Source organism: Mucilaginibacter terrae (assembly GCF_031951985.1).
Taxonomy (GTDB): Bacteria; Bacteroidota; Bacteroidia; order Sphingobacteriales; family Sphingobacteriaceae; genus Mucilaginibacter; species Mucilaginibacter terrae_A.
The window spans coordinates 4,619,332-4,642,321 of record NZ_JAVLVU010000001.1; the positions used below are offsets into that span (position 1 = coordinate 4,619,332).

General features: G+C 43.5%; 13 protein-coding genes. 5 read left to right on the plus strand and 8 right to left on the minus strand.

Annotated elements, in window-relative coordinates; all coding sequences use genetic code 11:
- Positions 1-28 precede the first annotated feature (28 nt).
- From QE417_RS19845 to QE417_RS19860, 4 genes are all read left to right on the plus strand, one after another.
- Positions 29-4,117, plus strand: coding sequence for a hybrid sensor histidine kinase/response regulator transcription factor (locus QE417_RS19845; protein WP_311952798.1), 4,089 nt, complete (start codon positions 29-31; stop codon positions 4,115-4,117).
- 336 nt (positions 4,118-4,453) lie between these two features.
- Positions 4,454-7,492 (plus strand): SusC/RagA family TonB-linked outer membrane protein, encoded by a 3,039-nt coding sequence (locus QE417_RS19850; RefSeq protein WP_311952802.1) that lies wholly within the window; start codon positions 4,454-4,456, stop codon positions 7,490-7,492.
- An 11-nt stretch (positions 7,493-7,503) separates the two neighbouring features.
- A complete protein-coding gene (locus QE417_RS19855; protein WP_311952804.1) occupies positions 7,504-9,006 on the plus strand; it encodes a RagB/SusD family nutrient uptake outer membrane protein in 1,503 nt (500 codons plus the stop codon).
- 227 nt (positions 9,007-9,233) lie between these two features.
- Entirely contained in the window at positions 9,234-12,197 is a 2,964-nt protein-coding gene (locus QE417_RS19860) for a glycosyl hydrolase (RefSeq protein ID WP_311952806.1), read from the plus strand.
- Between the two features lie 380 nt (positions 12,198-12,577).
- Here QE417_RS19860 and mnmE read toward each other — a convergent pair whose 3' ends face one another.
- The gene (gene mnmE, locus QE417_RS19865; RefSeq protein WP_311952809.1) at positions 12,578-13,957 is read right to left on the minus strand and encodes a tRNA uridine-5-carboxymethylaminomethyl(34) synthesis GTPase MnmE; all 1,380 of its coding nucleotides are present in this window, start codon (positions 13,955-13,957) and stop codon (positions 12,578-12,580) included.
- A 163-nt stretch (positions 13,958-14,120) separates the two neighbouring features.
- Positions 14,121-14,765 carry an HAD family hydrolase gene (locus QE417_RS19870; RefSeq protein WP_311952811.1) on the minus strand — a complete coding sequence of 215 codons (645 nt, stop codon included), beginning with the start codon at positions 14,763-14,765 and terminating at the stop codon, positions 14,121-14,123.
- Between the two features lie 152 nt (positions 14,766-14,917).
- Between QE417_RS19870 and QE417_RS19875 the strand changes: the two genes are divergently transcribed.
- On the plus strand, positions 14,918-16,168 hold the full coding sequence (locus QE417_RS19875; protein WP_311952814.1) for a metallophosphoesterase: 1,251 nt from the start codon (positions 14,918-14,920) through the stop codon (positions 16,166-16,168).
- A 70-nt stretch (positions 16,169-16,238) separates the two neighbouring features.
- On the opposite strand, the gene QE417_RS19880 is transcribed toward QE417_RS19875, so the two are convergent.
- The 6 genes from QE417_RS19880 to QE417_RS19905 all read right to left on the minus strand — a co-directional run bounded on the left by QE417_RS19880 (position 16,239) and on the right by QE417_RS19905 (position 22,571).
- On the minus strand, positions 16,239-17,060 hold the full coding sequence (locus QE417_RS19880) for a hypothetical protein (protein WP_311952816.1): 822 nt from the start codon (positions 17,058-17,060) through the stop codon (positions 16,239-16,241).
- A 102-nt stretch (positions 17,061-17,162) separates the two neighbouring features.
- The gene (locus QE417_RS19885) at positions 17,163-18,101 is read right to left on the minus strand and encodes a phosphatase PAP2 family protein (RefSeq protein WP_311952819.1); all 939 of its coding nucleotides are present in this window, start codon (positions 18,099-18,101) and stop codon (positions 17,163-17,165) included.
- On the minus strand, positions 18,098-18,724 hold the full coding sequence (locus QE417_RS19890) for a sterol desaturase family protein (protein ID WP_311952822.1): 627 nt from the start codon (positions 18,722-18,724) through the stop codon (positions 18,098-18,100). The genes QE417_RS19885 and QE417_RS19890 overlap by 4 nt, the downstream gene beginning before the upstream one ends.
- A gap of 6 nt (positions 18,725-18,730) precedes the next feature.
- Entirely contained in the window at positions 18,731-19,312 is a 582-nt protein-coding gene (locus QE417_RS19895; protein WP_311952825.1) for a DUF4833 domain-containing protein, read from the minus strand.
- Between the two features lie 11 nt (positions 19,313-19,323).
- On the minus strand, positions 19,324-20,043 hold the full coding sequence (locus QE417_RS19900) for a CDP-alcohol phosphatidyltransferase family protein (RefSeq protein ID WP_311952827.1): 720 nt from the start codon (positions 20,041-20,043) through the stop codon (positions 19,324-19,326).
- 32 nt (positions 20,044-20,075) lie between these two features.
- The gene (locus tag QE417_RS19905; RefSeq protein WP_311952828.1) at positions 20,076-22,571 is read right to left on the minus strand and encodes a DUF5686 and carboxypeptidase-like regulatory domain-containing protein; all 2,496 of its coding nucleotides are present in this window, start codon (positions 22,569-22,571) and stop codon (positions 20,076-20,078) included.
- Positions 22,572-22,990: the final 419 nt, after the last annotated feature.

Here is a 22,990-nt window from a genome sequence, read left to right on the forward strand (position 1 = left end):
TCAAATTCTGCTTCAACTTAGCCTTGTTGTGGCTGGATCACTATTTTCAGTATACGCACAGCATAATAACACTTTATCTTTTAGCCGTATAGACCGAAATGAAGGACTGTCTAACAGTTCGGTTGAAAGTATAGCACAAGATAGCCGGGGATTTATTTGGTTTGGCACTACCGACGGGCTGAACCGGTTTGACGGTGCAAAAATGGCGGTGTTTAGGCATGTACGCGGCAATCAGCACAGTCTCAGTAGTAATTTTATCCGCAAGATATTTAAAGACCGCTCCGGACGATTATGGTTAGGAACATCCAACGGCTTAAATTTATTCGAACCCGAAACTAATACATTTTCATCCCACATTCACCGGTCAGCTTATGTGGAAAGTAAGGGTGACCGCATCAATGATATTTATGAAGATGCCGATCAGGCACTTTGGGTGGCCACCGGGTGGGGCTCCATATCCAAAGTAAATGTTAAAGAAAGACGGTTTGAAGATTATTATTTCCGCAATACCCAGTCTGCACCGCAAAACAACAGCAATGTTTATTGTATTGCACACCGCAACGTCACAAGCATGTGGGTGGGTACGCAAAACGGCGTCAGGATATTTGACATAAAGAGCCGTAAGTTCATTGATCCTCCCTATCAGCTTAGCAAAAAAATTCCTTACAGGATACGGACACTGGCTGTAACCCGCTCAGGCCAACTGTGGATAGGAACGGAGGAGAATGGTTTGTTCAGGGCCAACCTGGCTGATGGTAAGCTGGAGCATTTTCAATACTCCCCGCAAAATTCTGGCAGTTTAGGCAGCAACCGTATCATTAGTATGGCGATTGGGGCAAAAGATCAGTTATATGTGGGTACGGTAAACGGCGGGTTCAATGTGTTTAATGAAGAAAACAAAAGTTTTGTTAAATATATTAATGATCCTGCATTACCAAATTCAATTTCGCAGCGGAGTGTATCTGCTATATTTTTAGATAAACAGCAAAATATATGGCTCGGAACACCAAGGGGAGGTGTTGACGTTGCCACCACCAGCCGGCCTAAGTTTGACCGTTATCAGCATAACCCCAACCGGTTAAGCATCAGTTATAACGATGTTAAAAGCTTTTCTGAGGATGAACATGGGAATATCTGGATCGGAACTGATGGAGGGGGATTAAACTATTTTAACAGGGAAACCGGTGCATTCAAGGCGTATCGTAACATACCTGGTAAGTCAAACACGCTGGGGTCTGATCAGGTGATGAGTGTTTTGAGCGACCATGCCGGCAGGTTATGGGCTGGTACATTTGATGGAGGGCTGAACCTGTTCGACCCCACTAACGGAACGTTTGAACGATTTGTTCATGATTCCCGGAACAAAGCCTCGATCGCCTCAAACCTGGTAGAAGATATCCTGGAAGACAGTAAAAAAAGGCTTTGGGTATGTACCTATAACGGAGGACTCAACCTATTCGACCCCCAAAAGAAAGAATTTGTACTGGCAGGGCAAGGTAAAACGCCTGATAAACAGATAAGCGGGGTGAAGTTATTATCGGTTAAAGAAGACCGGCAGGGTAAACTTTGGATAGTTACTGATGATGCGGGCCTAAACCGTTACGATCCGGAGACCGGCGGGGTAAAGCATTATTTTAATAAGGGACTTAATTCCGACCTGACCGCAGTTTTTATTGACCATTACGGAAGGATTTGGGCAGGTAAGAACGGACTCTATCTTTATCATCCTGACGAGGACCGATTTATACTCTACAAAGATGCCGGTGAACTCAAAAATGAATTCATTAAAGGCATCCTTGAAAGTACGCCCGGCGAGTTGTGGATTTCCACCACCAACGGGATCTATCAGTTTAACATTCTCAAAAAAACACTTAAAAACTATAATACCAACGATGGATTGCAGGGGATGGAATTCGAATTTAATTCTTGTTTGAAGGCGAGGGACGGCACCATGTTTTTTGGTGGCACTAACGGATTCAATGCATTTAAGCCTGATTCGATCAAATTAAACAATTTCATGGCTCCAATTTATTTTACCTCGTTGGAGATATTCAATCAAAAAATAAAACCTGCGCCAAACTCTGTGCTGTCAAAGGATATTTCGTACACCGGTGAGATCGTACTTTCGCCCGAACAGACCTCATTTGGTATAGAGTTCGCATTGCTGAATTTTGTAAACCCTGCAAATAACAGGTATGCCTATAAATTAGAAAATTTTGACCGAAAATGGAATGATATAGGGCATTTACACCATGCTTCATACACCAATCTTGATCCTGGTAAATACATATTTAAGGTTAAAGCCGCCAACAATGATGGGCTGTGGAACCCGAAGGTTGCTACGTTAACCGTTATAATAAGTCCTCCTTTTTACAAAACCTGGTGGTTTGCATTACTAACCATAGCAACTGTTTTAACCATTTTATACCTGGCTTACGACTTTAAAAAGAAGCTGGATCATAAGACCCTGATAGAGAAACAAAAAGAAGAGGTGCTTCAACTCCAACTGCAATTTTTTACCAACATCTCTCATGAGTTCAGAACGCCATTAAGCCTGATCGTCGGCCCCCTCGAGGCGTTGAAAAACGAAAATTCTCCTGTGCGTCAAAAGAAGCTATACCAGGTTATAGATCGTAATGCTCAACGACTGATGAGGCTGGTAAATGAACTAATGGATTTTAGGAAACTGCAGTCGGGGGTATTAAGATTGAGCATCAGACCTTACCATGCCAGTGAATTATTTGGCAACATAGCCGCTGAATTTGAGAATATAGCTGCACAGAAAGAGATCAATTTTGAGGTATCAGTTCAAAACGATATCGACACGGTTTGGGTAGATGGAGATTTTGTGGAGAAGATCATCTACAACCTGCTGAACAATGCTTTTAAGTATACCGAAGCGGGTGGCGTGGTTAATTTTAACGTATGGACCAGTATGAAGGAACATACCGCTGCTTTTCAAAACCAATTGCAGTTCCTGCATCCTGTGCGAGCCGAAAAGTATCTGTACATCAGGGTAAAGGATTCAGGTATCGGTATTTCTCCTGAATCTATAGTTCATTTATTTGAACGCTATTACCGCATCAGTAATGCGCACCTTGGATCGGGGATCGGTTTAGCGTTTGTGAAAAGCTTGACCGAATTGCATCGGGGTGATATATATGTTTATAGTGAACGCCATAAAGGGACTGAACTAATTATAGGTTTACCTTACCGAAAGGAAGACCATGAGGCCGGATCGATGGCAGATGCCGGTTATGAAAGTTTGGTTAGGCTGGAGAGCACGGCAGATACAACCGACTTTGAGATTGATGATTACGCCAACGAAGTTCCTGCATCGGGTAAAGAAGAGCATGACCGCATATTACTCGTGGACGATAACCTGGAACTACGTACATTTCTTAAGGACGTTTTGGAAAAGCATTACCACATCATGGAAGCCAATAATGGAAAGGAAGGACTGACCCTGGCTAAAGAAAACTATCCCGATATTATTTTGAGCGACGTAATGATGCCGGAAATGGATGGCATAGAATTTTGTTATCAGGTTAAGAATGATCTGGATACCAGTCATATCCCCTTTGTGATGCTTACTGCAAAAGATGCGATCGAGTCGAAAATTCAAGGTACACAATCCGGTGCGGATGTATACCTTACCAAACCGCTGAGCATGGCCTTGCTGCTGGCCACAGTCAAAAATATACTGGATCAGCAAAAGAAAAGCAGAGAGCATTATATCAAAGATTATTTTTTAGGAACCAAGGATTTGGTGCAAACCACCAAGGACAAAGAGTTTCTGGATCATTTTTCCAATATACTCGACCAGCAAATTACAAATAGCGATCTTGATATGGTGCATCTTTCGCAGGAGATGGGCATGAGTCAGTCTAAACTATACCAAAAGATCAAAAAATTGTCGGGGCAGTCCATTGTGGAGTTTGTGCGGAGCTACCGGTTAAAGAAAGCGGTACAGATCATGGTTCATGAAGATATATCCATCAACGAGGTTATCTACAGGGTTGGCATCCAAACCGCTTCCCATTTTGCAAAAATTTTTAAAAAGGAATATGGCAAAACACCATCTCAATTCCTAAATGAGATCAAGGGTCGCGCCTGATCCCGATTCCTTAAAATAAATTCACCGGCACGTTTCCGAACATGTTCAGCTTTACTAAAAGGGCCTATAATGCCTGAAAATAGCGATTTGGACAACAATTATGCGAATTTGCGATAACGCACAGTCCTCATTCACTTCGTTATTTGCTTGTGAATTCGATGTTACACAGTATCTCATTCTTGCAGCCGGATACAAAATCGCGCTTTAAGAATTCCTGCGAACGTCCTCTTCATTGAGTAAACCAATTTTAACCAGTTAAATTAAATTATGCAAATTTTTACGCTTCAATGCTGGAGACGGTGCGGCATGCTTGCACTTATCATGTCTCTTTTTTGGATGGTCCCTTCCACAGCCCTTGGTCAGGGAATGGTGACGGTTTCCGGAACGGTCAGTTCAAAAGACGATGGAAGTTCTCTTCCCGGTACCTCCGTTAAATTAAAGAACGGTGCCCTTGGTACGACCACCGATGTCAATGGCAAATATTCGATCAGTGTGCCTCAGGGGGCTGTGCTCGTATTTAGCCAGGTTGGTATGGAACAAGTTGAGCAAACTGTCAAGGAAAGTACCATGAACATTGTCATGACTACCAAACAAGGATCGCTTAACGAGGTGGTGGTCATTGGTTATGGTACAACAACCAAGCAAAATCTTACCACGGCGGTAACCAAGATCGATCCTAAAAAGATCCCTACCGCGGCGAACAGTTCTGTACCCGAAATGCTTTTCGGCAGGGCTGCAGGTTTGCAAGTTACCCAGCAAAGTTCACAGCCGGGAGGTAATATCAATATCTCAGTTCGTGGTAAAGGAACGCCGCTTTATGTAGTTGATGGGGTTTTATTCCCTTCTGGTGGCCTGGAGCCCAGCAATGGTTCTTCTATTGAATTACAGGGGGTAAACCGTGGGGCACTGGCCGGATTAAATCCTAATGATATCGAATCTATTGAGGTGCTTAAAGATGCGAGCGCTGCTATTTACGGCGTTTCTGCGGCCAATGGTGTTATCCTGATCACTACAAAGAAAGGCAAGGCAGGCCGTATGAATATCAGTTACGATGGTAACCGTTCACTGGTGAAGAACCTGCCGTACCTGAAACCGCTGAATCCGACCGACTACATGAGTTATTTCAATCAGCTTAATCGCGACAAATATTTGTCGGACCGGAATATGGCGCCATTCGGTACAGTAACTGCAAATTTAAGCGGATACACTCAAACTTATTCTGCAGCACAGATTGCGGCTGCAGGGAAGGGTACCGACTGGTTAGGTCAGGTTTTGCGGAACGGCAGCGTCGACAATCATAACGTAAGCATCAACGGAGGTACGGAAAAATTGACCTATTTTTTCTCCGGACAATATTTTAACCAGCAGGGTACAGTAAAAGGATCTGATTTGACGCGCTATTCTGGCCGGATGAACCTCAGTTTCGAATTGGCATCTTGGGTAAAGTTAAACACCAATATAAGTGCCAACCGTAATAGTTACGGTAACCCTCAGGCTGGCTGGCAAACCGGCGGTTCAGGTACCCAGGGCTTTAATGCACTTCAGGCTGCACTGGCCTATCCCACCAGCGTGCCAGTATATGACGCTACCGGCGCTTATAGTATTTTCAGGAATACGGGCAATCCGCTTTCACTACTGACGATCAATGATAAGACCAAATTCGAGGGGATGCTTTCCAATTTTTCCCTGGATTTTACCATCATTCCCAAGATGCTGACCGCTAAAGTGCTCTATGGTAACAATAGCGAGAACTCGGTAAGGGATTTCTATATTCCTTCGGATGTATTCTTTGGACAATTGTATAAATCAAGAGCCAGCCTTGGCGAGTCAAGACGCCTGAACCAAACCATGGAGGCCTCCTTCTCTTTTAAAAAGAATATCAAGAATATCCTGAACATTGATGCAGTAATGGGCGTGGGCCGTTATTTAAATGATAATTCGGGTTTCGGGATCGAGACCTCCAATGTGCTTGACGCCATTAATACCGAAAATTTGGCAACGGCAACAGGTCCGAGAGTGATCTCTTCATATATCGGAAGGGATCAGTTACGCTCTTTCTTTATCCGAACCAATTTTGACTTCTTGGACCGTTACCTGTTATCCTTAAGCTTACGTCGTGATGGAACAGATAAATTCTATCCGGATAATAAATACCAGAACTTCCCTTCGATCTCAGGTGCCTGGAAGATCTCCAGTGAACCATTCTTCAAAGGCATGGATGTGGTCAGCCTGGCTAAGATCAGGGCAAGTTATGGTACAACCGGTACAAGCCCTGGAACGGCTGCTTATGGTATTTACGGCCCCGATGCAACAGCAATCACTTTCAACAACGGTTCGGTAGTTTATATCCCATACCGCCAGACCGCTTTTGACAATCCTAATCTACGCTGGCCGATCACTAAGACATTAGATCTTGGTTTTGATTTCGGCATCCTAAAAGACCGTATTAACGGCTCGGTAGATTGGTATCGCGAAGAGCTCACCAGGTTAGTGCAAAACGCAGCAACAGCGCAATTGTCGACCATATCGACCGCACCGGTCAATGGTGGGCATCAGCGCAGAGAAGGTATTGACATATCGCTGAATAGCACTAACATTCAGACACAGAACTTTAGCTGGAACAGTAATATCAATTTCACCAATTTTAAGATCCGCTGGGTAGAGCGCTTTTCATTCGACCCGCTTCCAAGAGGAGGTAGTCTGGAAGATCCAATCGGTACCATCTATGTTTATGAAACTAATGGGATTTTGCAACAGGGCCAAACACTGCCAACATCCCAGCCGAATGGTGCCAAAAAGCCTGGTTCGCCAATATTTGTTGACCAGAATGGGAATGGAACACTCGACGATGGAGACATTGTTAAAAGGGCAGGTGTGCCAAAAGGTATTATCGGGTTCGGTAACAACTTCAGGTATAAGAATATAGACCTTGCTGTATTTATGTACGGCCAGTACGGCGCATGGGGTTACGATTATACTACTAAGTGGGGTGATCCTTTAGCGCTGTTAGCGGGAAATCAAAGCGGAACGGACCGGATCAAACAAGCCTGGAGTACCAGTAACACCGCCGGCACATTACCCGGAGCTGCCTATAACGAAACTACGGTTACCGGTTTAAATGCAGGTATTGATACCCGTTTGGCCAAGCGCGACTTTATCCGTTGCCGTAACATTACTGCCGGGTATACCTTCGGTGGTCCTGCCATTCAAAAGTTTGCTAAAAGCATCCGTGTATTTGCTGATGTACAAAATGCATTCATAATTACCGGATTCAAGTCTATCGATCCGGAGATTCAAGCCGCTAATGCCAATGGCGGACCAGCTCCTTATCCAATGGCACGCACGATCTCATTAGGCCTTAGAGCCAATTTTTAATCTTAAACAATATGAAAAAGATAGTATATGCTGTAAGTATCACAGCTACGATGATACTCGGGGCTTGTAACAAGAACTTTGATCCTGTTCTTAATGGTGTGCTGATACCAACAAATTTTCCAAAGACAGAATCTGATTTTGAACTTTATACTCTTCAGGCGTATAAGCCTTTCGGTTCTAAGTGGGGTTATAATGATGTAGCCTATCAAAATATGTTCTTCAGCCCTGAATATGGGCAATTTGTGATGTTCGACCTTCCGACTGACGAATTTAATATCTTCACGGAGCAGGGCGGCGCCTGGGAAGGATTTAGCAAAGCAGATTTTTCTTTCATGCGTACACAGGGCAAAGCCAGCCATTTTGAAAAGGTGAGGTACATCACACGAATGACACAGGTGATCGCTGATCTGCAAAAAGCAAATATTTCAGATGCCAAAAGGAAGCTTTTCATCGCCGAGGCCAGAATGGGACGCGGCTGGGCCATGTATTATTTGTTGCACATGTATGGGCCGGTACCGTTTATAACCGATCCTGCCAAGATCAATACAGAAGCTGAAACCGACCTGACGAGGCCGACCCGCGAAGCATTCGTTAAAGTGATCGAAGAAGACCTAAGGTATGCAGCCGATAATCTGCCGGTGGCTCCTGCACAGTACGGGCGGTTTAATAAAGGGCTGGCACTTGGTAGCCTGATGCGATTGTATCTTAATGAAAAAAATTACGCCAAAGCGGAGCCGGTAGGACGCGAGATTCTGCCTTTAGGATATAGCCTGGTAACTGATTATGCCGGTTTGTTTAGGGAAGTAACGGAAAAGAACAGTGAGACCATTTACGCAATCACGGTTGATCCCGCAGCACCAACAAACGGAGACGGAGGAGGCAACTTCAATGCGATGGCACTTTATTGTCTTCCTAATGATTTTAAAAGTTTTAAACTGAATGGCGGCTGGTACAGTCCTAATGGTATTTATTGTCCAACCTGGCAGTTCTATGATTCTTTTGACGTAAATGATAAAAGGCGTTCGCTAATGATCCCGTCATACATTCCTAAAAATGGCGGTGCCGAACGTAACCGGGCTAATATGCGCGGGCCTGTTTTGAGGAAATACCCGGATGAATCTACCCCGGGAGCAGATGTGCAGGGTAATGACATCCCGCTTTTGAGATATGCAGATGTATTGTTGATGCTGGCCGAGGCCATTAACCATAATTCCAACGGACCTACATCAGAGGCCATTGGTTATGTAAATGATGTTCGTTTTAAACATGGTGGCCTGGGGCCGTTGGCAGCCACTGCAACCGGTTCACTTACCGCATTTGATGAAGCCATTTTGAAAGAGCGGGGCTGGGACCTTTATTTTGAAGGGGTGCGTAAGATAGACCTGATCAGGATGGGTAAATATGCATCAGCATTGCAGTCGGTAGGCAAAATTCCCGGGCCCGAACTTTTTCCGGTACCGCAGTACGCCATAGATGTAAGCAAGGGTAAACTTACACCTACGCCCGGCTATTAATAATACTTAATTGAGTGATAAGTAGTATAAACGAAGTTTTAAACAGACAATTATTTTTTATTTAAATCTACACAATTGGTTTAGGGCTACGCCCGGACGACAGGACCTGCCTCCCCGGCAGGCCTGTTTGTCTTTTTTAGCCGCAGTAAGGCAATTCAATAAGCCCTTCTAAAAATCATTTTGCAAAGAGACTTAAAAAGGCTGTGTAATATAGCCGCCAAATATTTATGAAAAGAAGAGCCTTCTTATTATCCGGTGTACAGATCTCCGCTTTAACGGCCCTGGCATCCACGCAAGGACGATCTTGGGTCAGGCTGATTGATATGCCTGCAAATGCCGGTAATAACGATCTTGACAGGTTGTTTATTAACCCGCCCATGGAAGCCCGGCCTTACACATTGTGGCACTGGATGAACGGGGTGATCAGTAGGGAAGGCATAACGGCAGATCTGGAATCTTTCAAAGAAGCAGGTTTGGGCGGAGCTCAAATGTTTTTGGTAGGGGGAAGTGAAGCTAAAATCGACGATCCGGCAAATCAGATCATGAGTGAGAACTGGAAAGAACTCTTTTCTCATGCCCTAAAGGAGTCTGGGCGTTTGGGTTTGAAATTAGGTACACACAACTCTCCCGGATGGTCTTCGACCGGGTATAAGACAATCGTTGCGGAACAAGCTATGCAACAGGTGGTTTTCACGGAGACGCTTGTTGGTGGAGACCGTTCATATGCAGGGCCTATCCCGCAACCAACTGCCAAAAAAGGGTTTTACAGAGATATTGTTTGTTGGGGTGTAAAAAAGGAAGGGCCGGTCAATGTCAATGAAATGATCAACCTTTCCGGCCATCTCAGTTCAAATGGTGATCTTAACTGGCAGGTGCCCTCAGGTGACTGGGTAGTAATACGTATCGGTCACACGGTCATTGAAAAATTCAATCTTACCGCACCTGTTTCGGGGCAGGGTTTGGAAGTTGATAAATTGGATGCACAGGCATTGCGGGCATACTGGAAGACCTTCCCGGATCAGTTAAATAAACTGGCCGGTAAATTCAATGGCTCTGTATTCAATCGATATGAAGTGGATAGTTATGAGATGGGCACCCAAAACTGGACATCAAAAATGCCGGCAGAATTTAAGAAAAGACGTGGATATGATATACTTCCTTTCCTTGTACAGGTGAGCGGTCGTCTTGTTACCGATAAGGACACCACTTCGCGTTTTCAATGGGATTGGAAAGAGACCATCAAGCAACTTTTTGCGGAGAACTATTATGGCAGCATGCAGCAGCTCATCAAAGAGCAGGGTATGGAATTTATTTTGGAGCCTTACGCCACAGGCCACGATCAGCCGTTTGAAAGCAATAACGCCGCCAAATATGGCGATGTGCTGATGTGTGAGTTCTGGCAAAAGCCTACCACGTGGGGCTGGGATTCTGTCAAGCCCACAGCATCAGGTGCACACACCTGGGGGAAAAACATAGTCGCAGCGGAAGCCTTTACAGGACAACCCAATTCAGCATGGAAGGTCGATCCTTATGCGCTTAAATCCGTTGGCGACCGTGCATTTGCAGGTGGGGTCAATATGTTGTTTTTTCATACCTCAGCCCATCAACCCTGGAAAAATGTGTATCCCGGGATGACCATGGGGCAGTGGGGAACGCATTTCGGCAGAACTCAGCTCTGGTGGAATAAGGGCGGCAAAGAATGGATCAGCTACCTTACCCGTTGCCAGTTTATGCTGCGGCAGGGCAAGCCGGTGACCGACCTGTTGTACCTGGTATATGACCGTGTAACGCCAAAGCCCATACCCGGATTTTATGATGAGACGATCGGAACGGATGCCTTACTCACCAGATTGGAAGTTGTTAACGGAGAACTGGCTTTGCCAGGCGGGTTGAGATACCAGTTGTTGATCCTGCCTGATTCCGCTCAGATGCGACCCGATATTGCCTTAAAGATAAAAAGTTTAGTGAAAGCAGGGGCAAGAATAGTGGGCCGAAAACCTGAACGTGCTCCCGGCCTGACGGATAGGGAAGTGAACGACAGGTTAGTGAAAGACATAGCGGATCAGCTCTGGGGTATGGCTGAATCTGAGAGCCACAACGTATATGGAAAGGGCCAGGTCTTCGCTCTGCAACCTGTTCCTGAAGTTGTTAATAAGCTAAACCTGACCCCGGATCTGGTAAGTGAGAGTAATGGGCAAATGCCTTTGTTGTGGGTGCATCGCCAGCTTGATAATGGAATAGATATTTATTTCATATCCAATCAGGAGGACAGGACAATTCAAGCTTCGATCAGCACCAGAGGCGAGGAGCGCATTCCTGAGCTATGGGCGGCAGATTCCGGCACTTCGGAAGAAGCCCCCTGCTTTCAGTTTAAAGATAAAAGGACGATCACCAGGATCGAGCTTGATCCAAGCGGTTCTGTATTTCTGGTATTCCGGAGAAAAAGACTGGACTCATTACTAACTTTAAATAGTATCCGTCAGGACGGATCTCTGAAGCCGTACCTGGTTAAATTCACGAAAGAAAAGGGTGGAAGAACAACATTGGCTGCCTCCGCCGGAGGAGTCTATTCCCTGGATCTCAGCAATGGAACACAGAAGGTCATTTCCATTGATCAGGTGCCACTGCCGTTATCTGTTAACGGGGCATGGCAATTGACTTTTAAGGAAGATGGTAGAGAAAAAACGATGATGTCCGATAAACTGGGTTCTTGGACAGAAATGGAGGAACTGAAATATTACTCGGGCACCATATTGTATGAGACCACTATACAAATTACCAAGGAACAGGCGACGGGAAAAATAAAAGCCTATCTTGACCTGGGTAAAGTGTTCAATACCGTATCAGTTATGGTTAACGGCAAGGATATGGGATTGCTGTGGAAGCCACCATTTGCCATGGACCTGACAGGTAAATTAAAGACAGGAGCCAATAAACTTTCTTTGCAGGTCACCAATCTCTGGGCTAACCGGCTGATAGGTGATGAACAATATCCTGACGACATGATCTGGGAGAAAAGAAACTTAAAGGAAATCCCGGTATGGTTAGACGATATCACCAAAAGACCTGAACCAAGGAGAAAGACATTTACGACCTTTAAATTTTTTAACAAGGACTCTCCTTTGCTGCCTTCAGGACTGATCGGGCCGGTCTTCATACACTTTGTAAAAAAGGTCCCGGTAAGTTTGTAGCCACTGATAATCAAGCCTGCGATAAAAAACATCCAACGATAGCCCAAGGCGATTGTTTCTGAGTTTATTGTGTCTAATGGCGACTCCCATATGCGTTTTTGTATTTGTTTTGGCAAAGTTAATCCTACCTTAAAATAATAAACTACTCTCAGGGTTCATACCTTTATCAAGAGTAATCTGTACTAAAACTATAAGAAAATAAGGAAAAAGATAGGAAAATGAAGCTATAAATGGGCATCAAAGAATTTCCTACGATTTTGTAACTGAAAATGCTAATTCTGAAAATCGTAAGAAATCTTAGGAAAGTATCTGAAACAATAAGCAGTAAAAACCTTGTTTAAATGAGAATATGAAAGTAAACGCAAGTGTATGATAGTCAATTACTTGCCAATGCAAAACTTCGAAAATATATTATCCAGTAGGTCGTCTGTTGTAACTGCGCCGGTTATTTCGCCAAGGTAGTGTAGGGCTTGTTTAATATCCATGGCTAAAAAGTCGGATGTTACCTGCATGTCAATGCCTTGCAGGGTTTTGATGAGCGCCTGCTCGGTTTTTTGTAGAGCTTCGAGGTGGCGTATGTTGGTTACCAGGGTTTCATTGCCGTTTAGGCGGCCTTGTATAGTGGTATCGTAAATGAGTTGCTTCAACTCGTCAATATGCAGCTTTTCTTTGGCCGATATGGCAACCAGCTTAGCCTCTTCGGGTAATATCAACAGGTATTTATTTATGGCGGTATTAGCCAAATCAATTTTGTTGGCTACAATGAGGGTCGGCATACCGGGTTTGTACAAACTTTCAATATCCTGCTTTAACTCCTCAGGCAATAGGTTTTCTACATCAAAAACATACAGCAGCAAGGCCGACTGACTAATTTTCTCCATGGTTTTTTGCACGCCAATTTGCTCAATGGCATCTGTGGCTTCGCGGATGCCGGCCGTATCAATCAGGCGAAAGTTGATGCCGTTGATGTTCAGCGTTTCTTCAATGGTATCGCGGGTGGTGCCGGCAATGTGGCTTACAATAGCGCGTTCTTCGTTGAGCAGCGCGTTTAAAAGGGTTGATTTTCCCGCGTTTGGCCTGCCTGCTATTACTGTATTAATGCCCTGTTTAACAGCATTTCCTAATTCAAATGATTGTATAAGTTTGCCAATAACGCGTGTTAAATCATGTATAAGCTGTTTTAACTGGGCACGATTAGCAAATTCTACATCCTCTTCCGAAAAGTCAAGTTCCAATTCTATCATCGAGGCAAAATGGACTAACTGCTCGCGCAAAACCTGTAATTCGGTGCTGTATCCACCGCGTAATTGTTGCAGGGCTACCTGTTGAGAGGCTTTGGAGTCGGAGGCTATCAGGTCGGCTACGGCTTCAGCTTGTGATAGGTCGAACTGGCCGTTGAGGAAGGCGCGCATGGTAAATTCGCCGGGTTTGGCCGAGCGTGCGCCTTGTTTAATCAATAATTTTATGATGCTCTGTATGATGTAGTTAGAACCGTGGCACGAGATTTCTACCACGTTTTCTTTAGTGTACGAGCGCGGGCCGATGAAAATGGAGGCCAGTACTTCATCAAGTACCAATTCGCCATCGTTAATGGTACCAAAGTGGATGGTGTGTGTAGCCTGCATAGTAAGGTTTTTACCCTTAAATACGCTGTTAGCAATAGCAATGGCATCCGGTCCCGAAAGGCGGATTACACCAATAGCGCCGGTTCCGTTCGGGGTGGCCAGCGCCACTATAGTATCCTGATCTAAATAATTCATCTTACAAGTACAAAAATGCTCAATATTGTGCTAAAGCATAGCATCACCACTTTGTTTTTTCTTCTGAAAACCGCGAGATTGCCCGGTTTTATCCCGGTGTTTCATAAAGTGTTTTAAGTGCTTGCAACACATTGAACACTGGCAAAATCATGTCACCAATAATTTATAAAATCTTTTTCAACTCAGCAAATTGATTGATGACAGCCACCGGCTCATCATTGGTTTGGCCAAAGCCGTAGTTGGCAAAAATAATTGGTACACCGGCTTTGGTAGCGCTGTCATAATCGCCCTGGGTATCGCCTACGTAAACAGGGGCTTTCAGGTTATAATCATGCACTACATCTAATATGTTCTGAAACTTGGGTTGCCCTTTGGTGCCAAAGCACTGGTGGCCCGCAAATGTATCTTCCATATCATTTAATCTTAAAAAGGTTTCAATATATCCGCATTGGCAATTGCTTACCACAAACAGTTTATAATTGGTTTTCAGGTAATCCAGGGTTTCTTTAAGCCGGGGATACAACTCGCCGCCTTTTTGGTTAAGCACCTCCAATTCGTATTTGGCGCAGCGTGCTTTAAATTCCTCACGCACCTGGGGCTCAAGATAAGGGAAAAGCTTTTCAAAAATGGCGTCGTAAGCCATACCGGTTATGGAGCGTACCGTTTGTTGGGTTATATCGTCTTTAACATAATCAACCTCTTCTTTGGCCTTTTGCCAGGCAGTGGCCACGTTTGCGGTCGAATCCCAAAGGGTGCCGTCAAGGTCAAAGATGATGCTGTCGTATTTGCTTTTTAAATCGATATTCATAACTGCCGCAAAAATAACCTTTTATGCCTGCTGCCCGGTTTTATATTTATAAACTTACATAAGCAAAACATAAAGCTTTAATTTAACCTTGTTACGTATATTAAGCCCTTAAAATTTTAACAATGCGCCACCAGGTTCTACAGTATTTTTTAATGTTAGCAGCAGCCAGTATTATACTTGATATATATGTATACACCGGTATAAAAGTTCTTTTAGCAGGAGTAAAACCACCGGTAAAACGAGTGGTTGCGGCTGCACATTTCATAGTAAATATTGGGGTAATGCTGGCCCTGCTTTGGGGGCTTAACAGTGCTACCAAACCTCCGGGTATGACAATTATACACCAGTGGTTGCTTAGTGTTTTTATAACGCTGCTGGTAACCAAAGTTGTGTTTTCGTTGGTGTTGTTTGTTAGTGATATTTACAGGATGATAGCCGGGCTCATCAACCGCTTTAAAAATAACCATAAGCCCAAAAAAGCTTTACCTACCCGTAGGCGCTTTGTAAGCGAAGCAGGATTGTTACTGGCTTCGGTGCCCTTAACGTCGTTTATATACGCTATGGTTAAAGGCAAATATGATTACAAGGTGCATCGCCATACCTTGTATTTTGAAGATTTGCCCGAGGCTTTTGACGGCTTTACCATTACCCAGCTATCTGATATTCATTCCGGAAGTTTTGATAATGCCGAGGCCATGCAGCGCGGGATTGATCTGGCTAATGCTCAGAAATCGGACTTGTTTGTGTTTACCGGCGATCTGGTTAACAATGTGGCCACCGAAATTGAACCTTACATCCATCGTTTTAAACAATTAAAAGCACCTTATGGTAAGTTTTCGGTGTTGGGCAATCATGATTATGGCGATTATATAAAATGGCCGAGCGATGCGGCTAAAACAGCTAACATGTCGGCCTTATTTGATCATCATAAGGAAATGGGTTTTAAACTCATGCTTGACGAAAGTATTGAACTCAATAAAGATGGCCAGTCTATCACACTTATAGGCGTACAAAACTGGGGGAGCTCGTTTATAAAAGCGGGCAACCTTGATAAAGCGCTGGACGGTGTACAGGCTAAAGCTTTTAAAGTTTTGCTATCACACGATCCAACTCATTGGGAAAAAATTGTACGTTACCATCCATCACATGTGCATTTAACGCTTTCGGGCCACACGCATGGCGCGCAGTTTGGGGTGGAGACCGATAAATTCAGGTGGAGCCCGGTTAAATACCGCTATCTTAATTGGGCAGGGTTAATGATTGAAAACGGCCGAAATTTATACGTAAACCGTGGTTTTGGTTTCTTAGCCTTTTCAGGAAGATTAGGGATTTGGCCGGAGATTACGGTTTTAGAATTAAAGAAGGGCACCGCAACCAAGCCTTCAACAGAAGTGAGGGCCTAAAAGATGTGGTGGATATATAATTTTAATTATCGAAACTTCCGCTTGATAAACGAGCGGAAGTGGTTTCCTTCTACAATGTAACCGTCTTCAAACTATCGGTATTGGTTTTGCTTGATGGCGTTTCCCACAGTAGGGTTGGAGCTGTTAATCTTAAATGCTCAACCGATTTCTTTTTTTGTACGGCATTAGCTACCGTAAGCAATTTCTTTTTTGACGGCTGCTGCTTTTTGGCAGCTTTGAGCGCAGCCAGGGCGGCCAGTTTTTTCTGCTGCTCGGCAATAATTAAATCTTCTTTTTTAATGCTTTCATCCAGGCCCTGAAAAACGTTTTCGGCCGGTGCTACCTGTATAAAGGTGTATAAACGGCTAAAAGTATTTTTCACAGCCGAATCCTGCGAAGCCAGTTTGTTTTTTAAAGCAATGCGGTGTGCTTCTTTCAGGTCTCTTTGCGCCAGTTTGTAGTCTTTAATGTCTATTTTAATAGCTGCTAAATCTACCAGGCTACTCACTATGGCCGGGGCCGATTTTTGCCTGCGCGACAAAGTATTAGCTTGTAGTATGAACCATTTGGCTTGTGTATATTTTTTTTGTGCGCGGTAAGCTTTTGATAAGTTAGTATAGCTATAAACCATACCAGTTGTATCGCTGTACTTGTAATACGTTTTCATGGCCAGCATGGTGTAGTTTATAGCGTTTTCCTGCGATATGCGCTTTATGTAGTTGTTTGCACTGTTTTTAAGCAGGTAGCAGTTAGCAATTTGGGTATATATGCCCGCCTTGGCTACATCATCAGTAGTAAGTTGTAGTTGTTGTTTAAGGCTATCAAGGGTATCGGCTTTTGATGCTAACGTAAACAGTAATAAATATGCTGATAGTAAAACTAATTTTTTCATAAACAGGGCATTAAATGCTTTTGTAATATAAATACAAAACACATGCCTGTTTATGAGATATTAACAATATGCGGTATAAATGTGGATAAATAGAATGCTAAATTACTGAATTATAGCTTCGTACTGGTTAAGCCAGTTATTTATCACCTTTGATTTGGCAGCAATAAAGTTAAATAGTGCAATACCAATAGCTGCAGTGGTAATACCTGCCAGCACATCTAACAAATAGTGGTGGCTGGTGTATACAGCGGCAAACCAAATACCCACTGTTACGGTAATGAAGAAAATATTGGCCCAGCCCAAGCGGTTTTTAAGGCCGTAATATACCACTATAAGCGGGTAGCTGGAGTGTAATGATGGCATAGCCGCAAATACGTTTGAGCCTTTTGAGTAAATGTTTTTAAACAGGTTGATATGAAAGTAAGCATCAAACCTGCTCAGGCCGGCAGTGTTGCCCGGCGTTGCCTTAAAAAAGTGAAAGCCGTGATGCTGTATGTACCATGGTGGTGCAGCAGGGTAGGTGTAATATACTACAAAGCCCAGCAAATTTACCACCACAAACGTTAACGAAAAATACAGGAACTCGCGCTTGCGGGTAAAAAAGAGGTAAGCAGCAAAACCCAATGGTACGGGTATCCAGCATAAGTAAAATATGCCGGATAAAATATCCAAAAAAGTGGAGCTATGTATGCGCCAGTACTCGTTTGGACTAACTATATGGCCGGCCTGGTTTATACCAAACACATGCTTTTCAAAATTATACAGCTCGGCTAAGTGTACCCGGCTGTAATTGTAATTCGGAAAAGCCTTCATGTAATCGAATATTATCCAATACACAATGAAGATCGAAAAGCCCAGCACAAATTTGCGGGTAATGCCCGAGGCATAAAACAAACTGTAAAACAGGCAAATAAGTACGATCTGATCGCCTTTATAGCCAACCAGCAGGTAAGATGCCAGTAAATAGGCAACAGCCGCCAGCGTTACAATCAGGAAGTTTTTGAGGGTAATTGGCGCGCCTTTGGATATGGCAAAACTCATTTTGCCTTCTTCATAAAATCAGAACCAAACACCTTATCCCAAATTGGTGAGCTTACGCCGTAACCTTTGCTGGGGTCCTGGTAATGGTGCAACATGTGGTGCTGTTTAATGGCTTTCCACATCCCGCCTTTAAAGTTAAAGTGATGTATAGCGTAGTGCGATATATCGTAAATTAAGTAACCTATTAAAAAGCCCGGGAAAAACGAGTAGATATATCCCTCTGGTAAGATCCAGTTAAACAACAGGAATAAGATAGTAGCCATAGGTATACTGGCCGATGGCGGCATTACCAAACGCTTGGCATCGCTTGGGTAATCATGATGCACACCATGAAATATAAAGTGTATACGTAATGCCCACTCGGCCTTAGGCACAAAGTGAAAAACAAAGCGGTGCAAAATGTATTCGGCAAAAGTCCAGAATGCTAAACCGGCTACCATGAGGCCAAAAAAGCCGGCAATGGTAACAGTGGTATGGGTAAATGCCCAATAACATAAAAAGCCTATAATGGGTATAAACACATATAAAGGCACTGTCCAATGTACTTTTGAAAGCGCCTCCATAAAGTCGCTTTTAAACATTCGTACAGATTCACTCGAGTTGGAAACGTAATTCTTTTTCATCACTTATCAAGGTTTAAAACGCTCGGTAACTTCTTTACCGGTTACCGGGTCTGATCCTTTAAATTCTACAAATCGCACATTAGGAACCCAAAAAGAGCCTCCCTCTATTCTAAGGAAAATTCGGTTGACTATGAGCTGGCGTTGTGCAATAGTTGCGAAGATATGATATTTTCCGTCAGCAGCCTTCATCAGGGTGAGCGGAAATTTTTTGTATGACACAAATCTGATGTCAAACTTTCCGTTGCCCAATGCTTTTGAGTTAACTCCGTAGGCAAATTTGCGCTGAATAAAATTCAGATCAGCCTTTTCGCCTTTATCATGATACCTTATCCAGTAAGGATGTACGGGTTCGTCCTCGTCTATCTTACCGTCTTTATCAATGTTCAACTCGTAAACAATAGTATTAGCGTTGGGCGTACGTTGCACATAAAATAATCGCTCTACGTTTGCCGGGAGGGCCGGGTAAGGGTTTCCGGGTAAGGTATGAATGTTTTTAGTAGTATCGGCCGGTATTGTATGTGCCGATGCAGTATTTGCGGTAGCTATTAGTATTAATAAGCCACCTATAGTAAATAGGATATTTTTCATTGTAAGGATGTTTAAGCTTGGTTCTCAGCTTCGTCTAACGCTTTTTTGGCATCCATTAAACGCCTGAAAGCTGTTAAATTGGTTAAAACGGCTAAAACGGTAATAGGAAAGGTAAATATCGACATGGTTTCGAACACGTGATATTTGATACCCGGAACATATAATTTATAATCGCCACCCATATAGGTTGATGCTATGCCGCAAATAAGGGCAAACAAACCAATGGTTACCACACGCTCAGGGCGCTGCATTAAACCACCTTTTATTTCAACACCCAAACCTTCGGCACGGGCGCGTACATAACTTACCATCATAGAACCAATGAGGGCAATAAAAGCAAATATAGAGCTCAGGAAGTAGTGATTGGCCACCAGGTAATAGCAAATACCCAGAAACATGATCAGCTCACTGTAACGGTCTAAAACCGAATCGAACAAGGCACCGAATACCGATTTCATGTTACCCAGGCGGGCTACCTGCCCGTCTAACATATCAAACAAACCGGCAAACAAAATAAGTGCGCCGGCCCATCCCACTTCGTTCAAGTTATCGCGTGTACCTTCTTCGGCACCCCAAATAAATACGGCTGCAACACCAATATTTAAAATAAAACCTATGAGTGTTACCGCATTTGGCGTAAGCCCTACTTTAATTAACACCTTTACAAAAGGGTCGATTACGCGGTAGATGCCCAGCTGAAGGTTGTTACGCAGTGATGTTTGTTGTGCCATTGTATATACCGGAAAAACCGGTGCTAAATTAATTAAAAAATAAATTGTATGCGCGTCCTGATACCCCAGGTAGCAATGTTGGCATGGTCGAGGTAGTTGAAACGCTTAACCAGGTCCACCCTTAAAACCTTAAAAATATTCTCAATACCCACGCTGCCTTCTACATATGGTTTGCTGCCCAATGCATAGGTAATAGGATCGCCATTACCCTCTTTCGGGAACTCAAACAACTGCGGATTCAATGCCGGGTTATTCTCGGTACGCACGCCTCCCCATAATGATTTAAACGAGGCAACCTCGCGCCATTTAAGTTTTTTTAACAGGGGTACGCGGTTAAATATTAATCCCTTAAAATGCTGATCAATGTTGATGCTGGCGTAGTGGTCGCTCACAAACTCTAAAAAGTTCATCAGGTTGTAAGAGATCGGATCGTAAGCAAAAGTTTGATTGGCGCGGTGTATGGTTAACAGCGGGTAGGGTACCTGCCCAAAGGTGTTTCCACCCTCAACCCAAACATCGGCCTCACCCAGTTTTTTCAGGAAAAAGTGTTTGTAAATATTAAGCGACACATCGTTATAGTTGTATTGCCCCTGCAAAACATCTTTAAAGCCCTTGCTGTAATTCAAAGTAATTACCGGGTATTTGTTGATGAATGCCTTGCGGTAAACCTTGCCCTGGTAAAACTCTTCGTGCGGGGCATAGCGCAGGGTAAGTGTGGCTTCGGATGTGGTTAAATCATGCACCCGGTTCGATTGGCCATTGATCGTGTTATCAAAGTATAATGAACCTGCTGCCTCCTGGGTGAGTTTGCGTAAGCCCACACCAATAGAGAAGTGGTTGTTAAACTCCTTGAGGTAATCGATGCGGTAATTATCGTTATAGAGGTACTTGTCGTTATTACCACGTTTAAATGATAACAGGAAGTTGTCTTCACGCAGGAATAGTAACTCTTGTCCCGGTATGCGGGTATCGCGCTGAAAACTTACCTTAACATAGTGCTGCGGAAAACGGAAGATGGAACTGTTATTAAGCGAGAAGGTTCCGGCTAAAAAGTATTTCCAGCGTTCATCCTTAAAGCCGTAAGCGGTATAACCTTCGAGCAGTACTCTTTTACTGAACTCTACATTGGTGCGGCCACCCACGCGCAACCTGAAACCCTCTACCGGATTAAAGCTGTAAAAGGCATTGGCCGGACCTAAATCAAACGGTCCAAATTGCTTATAACCAAATAAAAATAATGATGCAATATCAACCGTACGGCGGAAAGATTTCATTCGACCCAAGCTATCAATATTGGCATATACCTTTGATTGCGGACCTGTAAGCGTGTCTTGCCTTTGCTGCGCCCAAAATTCATCACTGCGGTGCTTTACCTCGTCTGATGTAATTTCTTGCGTACCCATATAAGTGGTATCGGGACGGGGCACATTAGTGACGTAGTTGTTAAATGTGGCCAGCCGCTGCCCAAATAAACCTCCTTTTTTGTTTTTCGACATGCCAAAATCGGCCATGGTATTGCTGCGGCTCAGGTAGTAACGGCCATCGGTATTACGGGCAAAGTTAAGGCTTACACTCATGGCCTTAACCCAATTAAGGTTAATGTTACGGTTGATGGTTAGGTCGGCCTTTTGCACGGCATAGTTGCCGTCAAGCGTAATGTATATACTGCCTTCAAACAACTGGTCGTTGGTGTTGCGGGGAGTAAAGCTTAGCTCAACTACTTTAATACCGTCAACCACGGTGGTATCGCTAATAAAAAACTTGTAGCTCGATGGAGCAGCATCCGAGATAGGGCTCAAAAACTCGTTAGTAACCAGTACCGTGCTGTTGGCATATATATCAACGTTTTGGTACAAGTGCTTAAAGTAAACGCCAATGCCCTCACTGTCTAAAAAACTGCCAAAGTTTACGCCTTTTTCTCCAAGTACTTTAGTTTTTTTGCGTTCGGGATTTTTGCTGTAATAGTACTGGTAAACCTTTTCGTTAATATAAACCGGTAACAGGTTTTTGCCAGGTACGGTGGTCGTATCACGGTTATCTAACAAGAACTTATACTTGCGAAAGAATTTCTTGTCGCTAAAGTTTTCGGCTACGTTAATGAACGAGAAGTTAAGCCGTTCATAACCTTTGTACTCTACGTAATTATAAGCTTCGGGGCGGTTTTTCTCTTTGTTGGCAATAACCTTGCGTATGAGTTCTACCGCAGGGTTATCGTTATTGGTATAGCGTTTCTTTTTGCCGCGTTTTATTAAAACGGCATCCAGTTGCTGGTTATCTGATTGTAGTTTTACATTGATGGTTTGCTGTTTGCCGGGTGTAATGGTAAAAACCGAGGTTTTATAGCCCACAAACGAAACCTGTAATATGGTGTACGATTGGTTTGGAGTAGTTAAAGTGTAACGGCCTTTATCGTCGGTATTTACACCGGTAGTGCTGCCTTGAAAGGTTACCGTAACGTATGATAATGGCTGCCGGGTGGTGGCATCGGTTACGGTACCGTTTATTACGGTGCTTTGAGCAAGCGCCATAAGGCTACCCGTTATGGTAAATAAAGCAACTAATAAGTATTTTAAATAACTTTTATAACACATTTTAATTTCAAGGTGCGGCGTGTGCAAACTTCCGAGTAAATAACTAACTGTTTAACCATTTTATTGCCGGGTTGATAACCAGTTTTTAATTTACCCGAGCCGTTAAAAAACTTAACCTAAGACGCTGCTTATTGTAATATGTTACGTAATTATATAATTACTTAGTTTGCTTATTTTTACGCAAAAATACGCAATTAAACGGGAGTATTGTGGTAGAAAAGTAAAAAACTAATCATTTGATTAATTTTTGATGCATGCGGTCTTTTCTCCTGTGTGGCAACAGCTTTAAGGTGATAACTGTTATAAGGTACACCACCATTTTAGTTGAATGTTAACCATTAATGCCTGCTCAAATA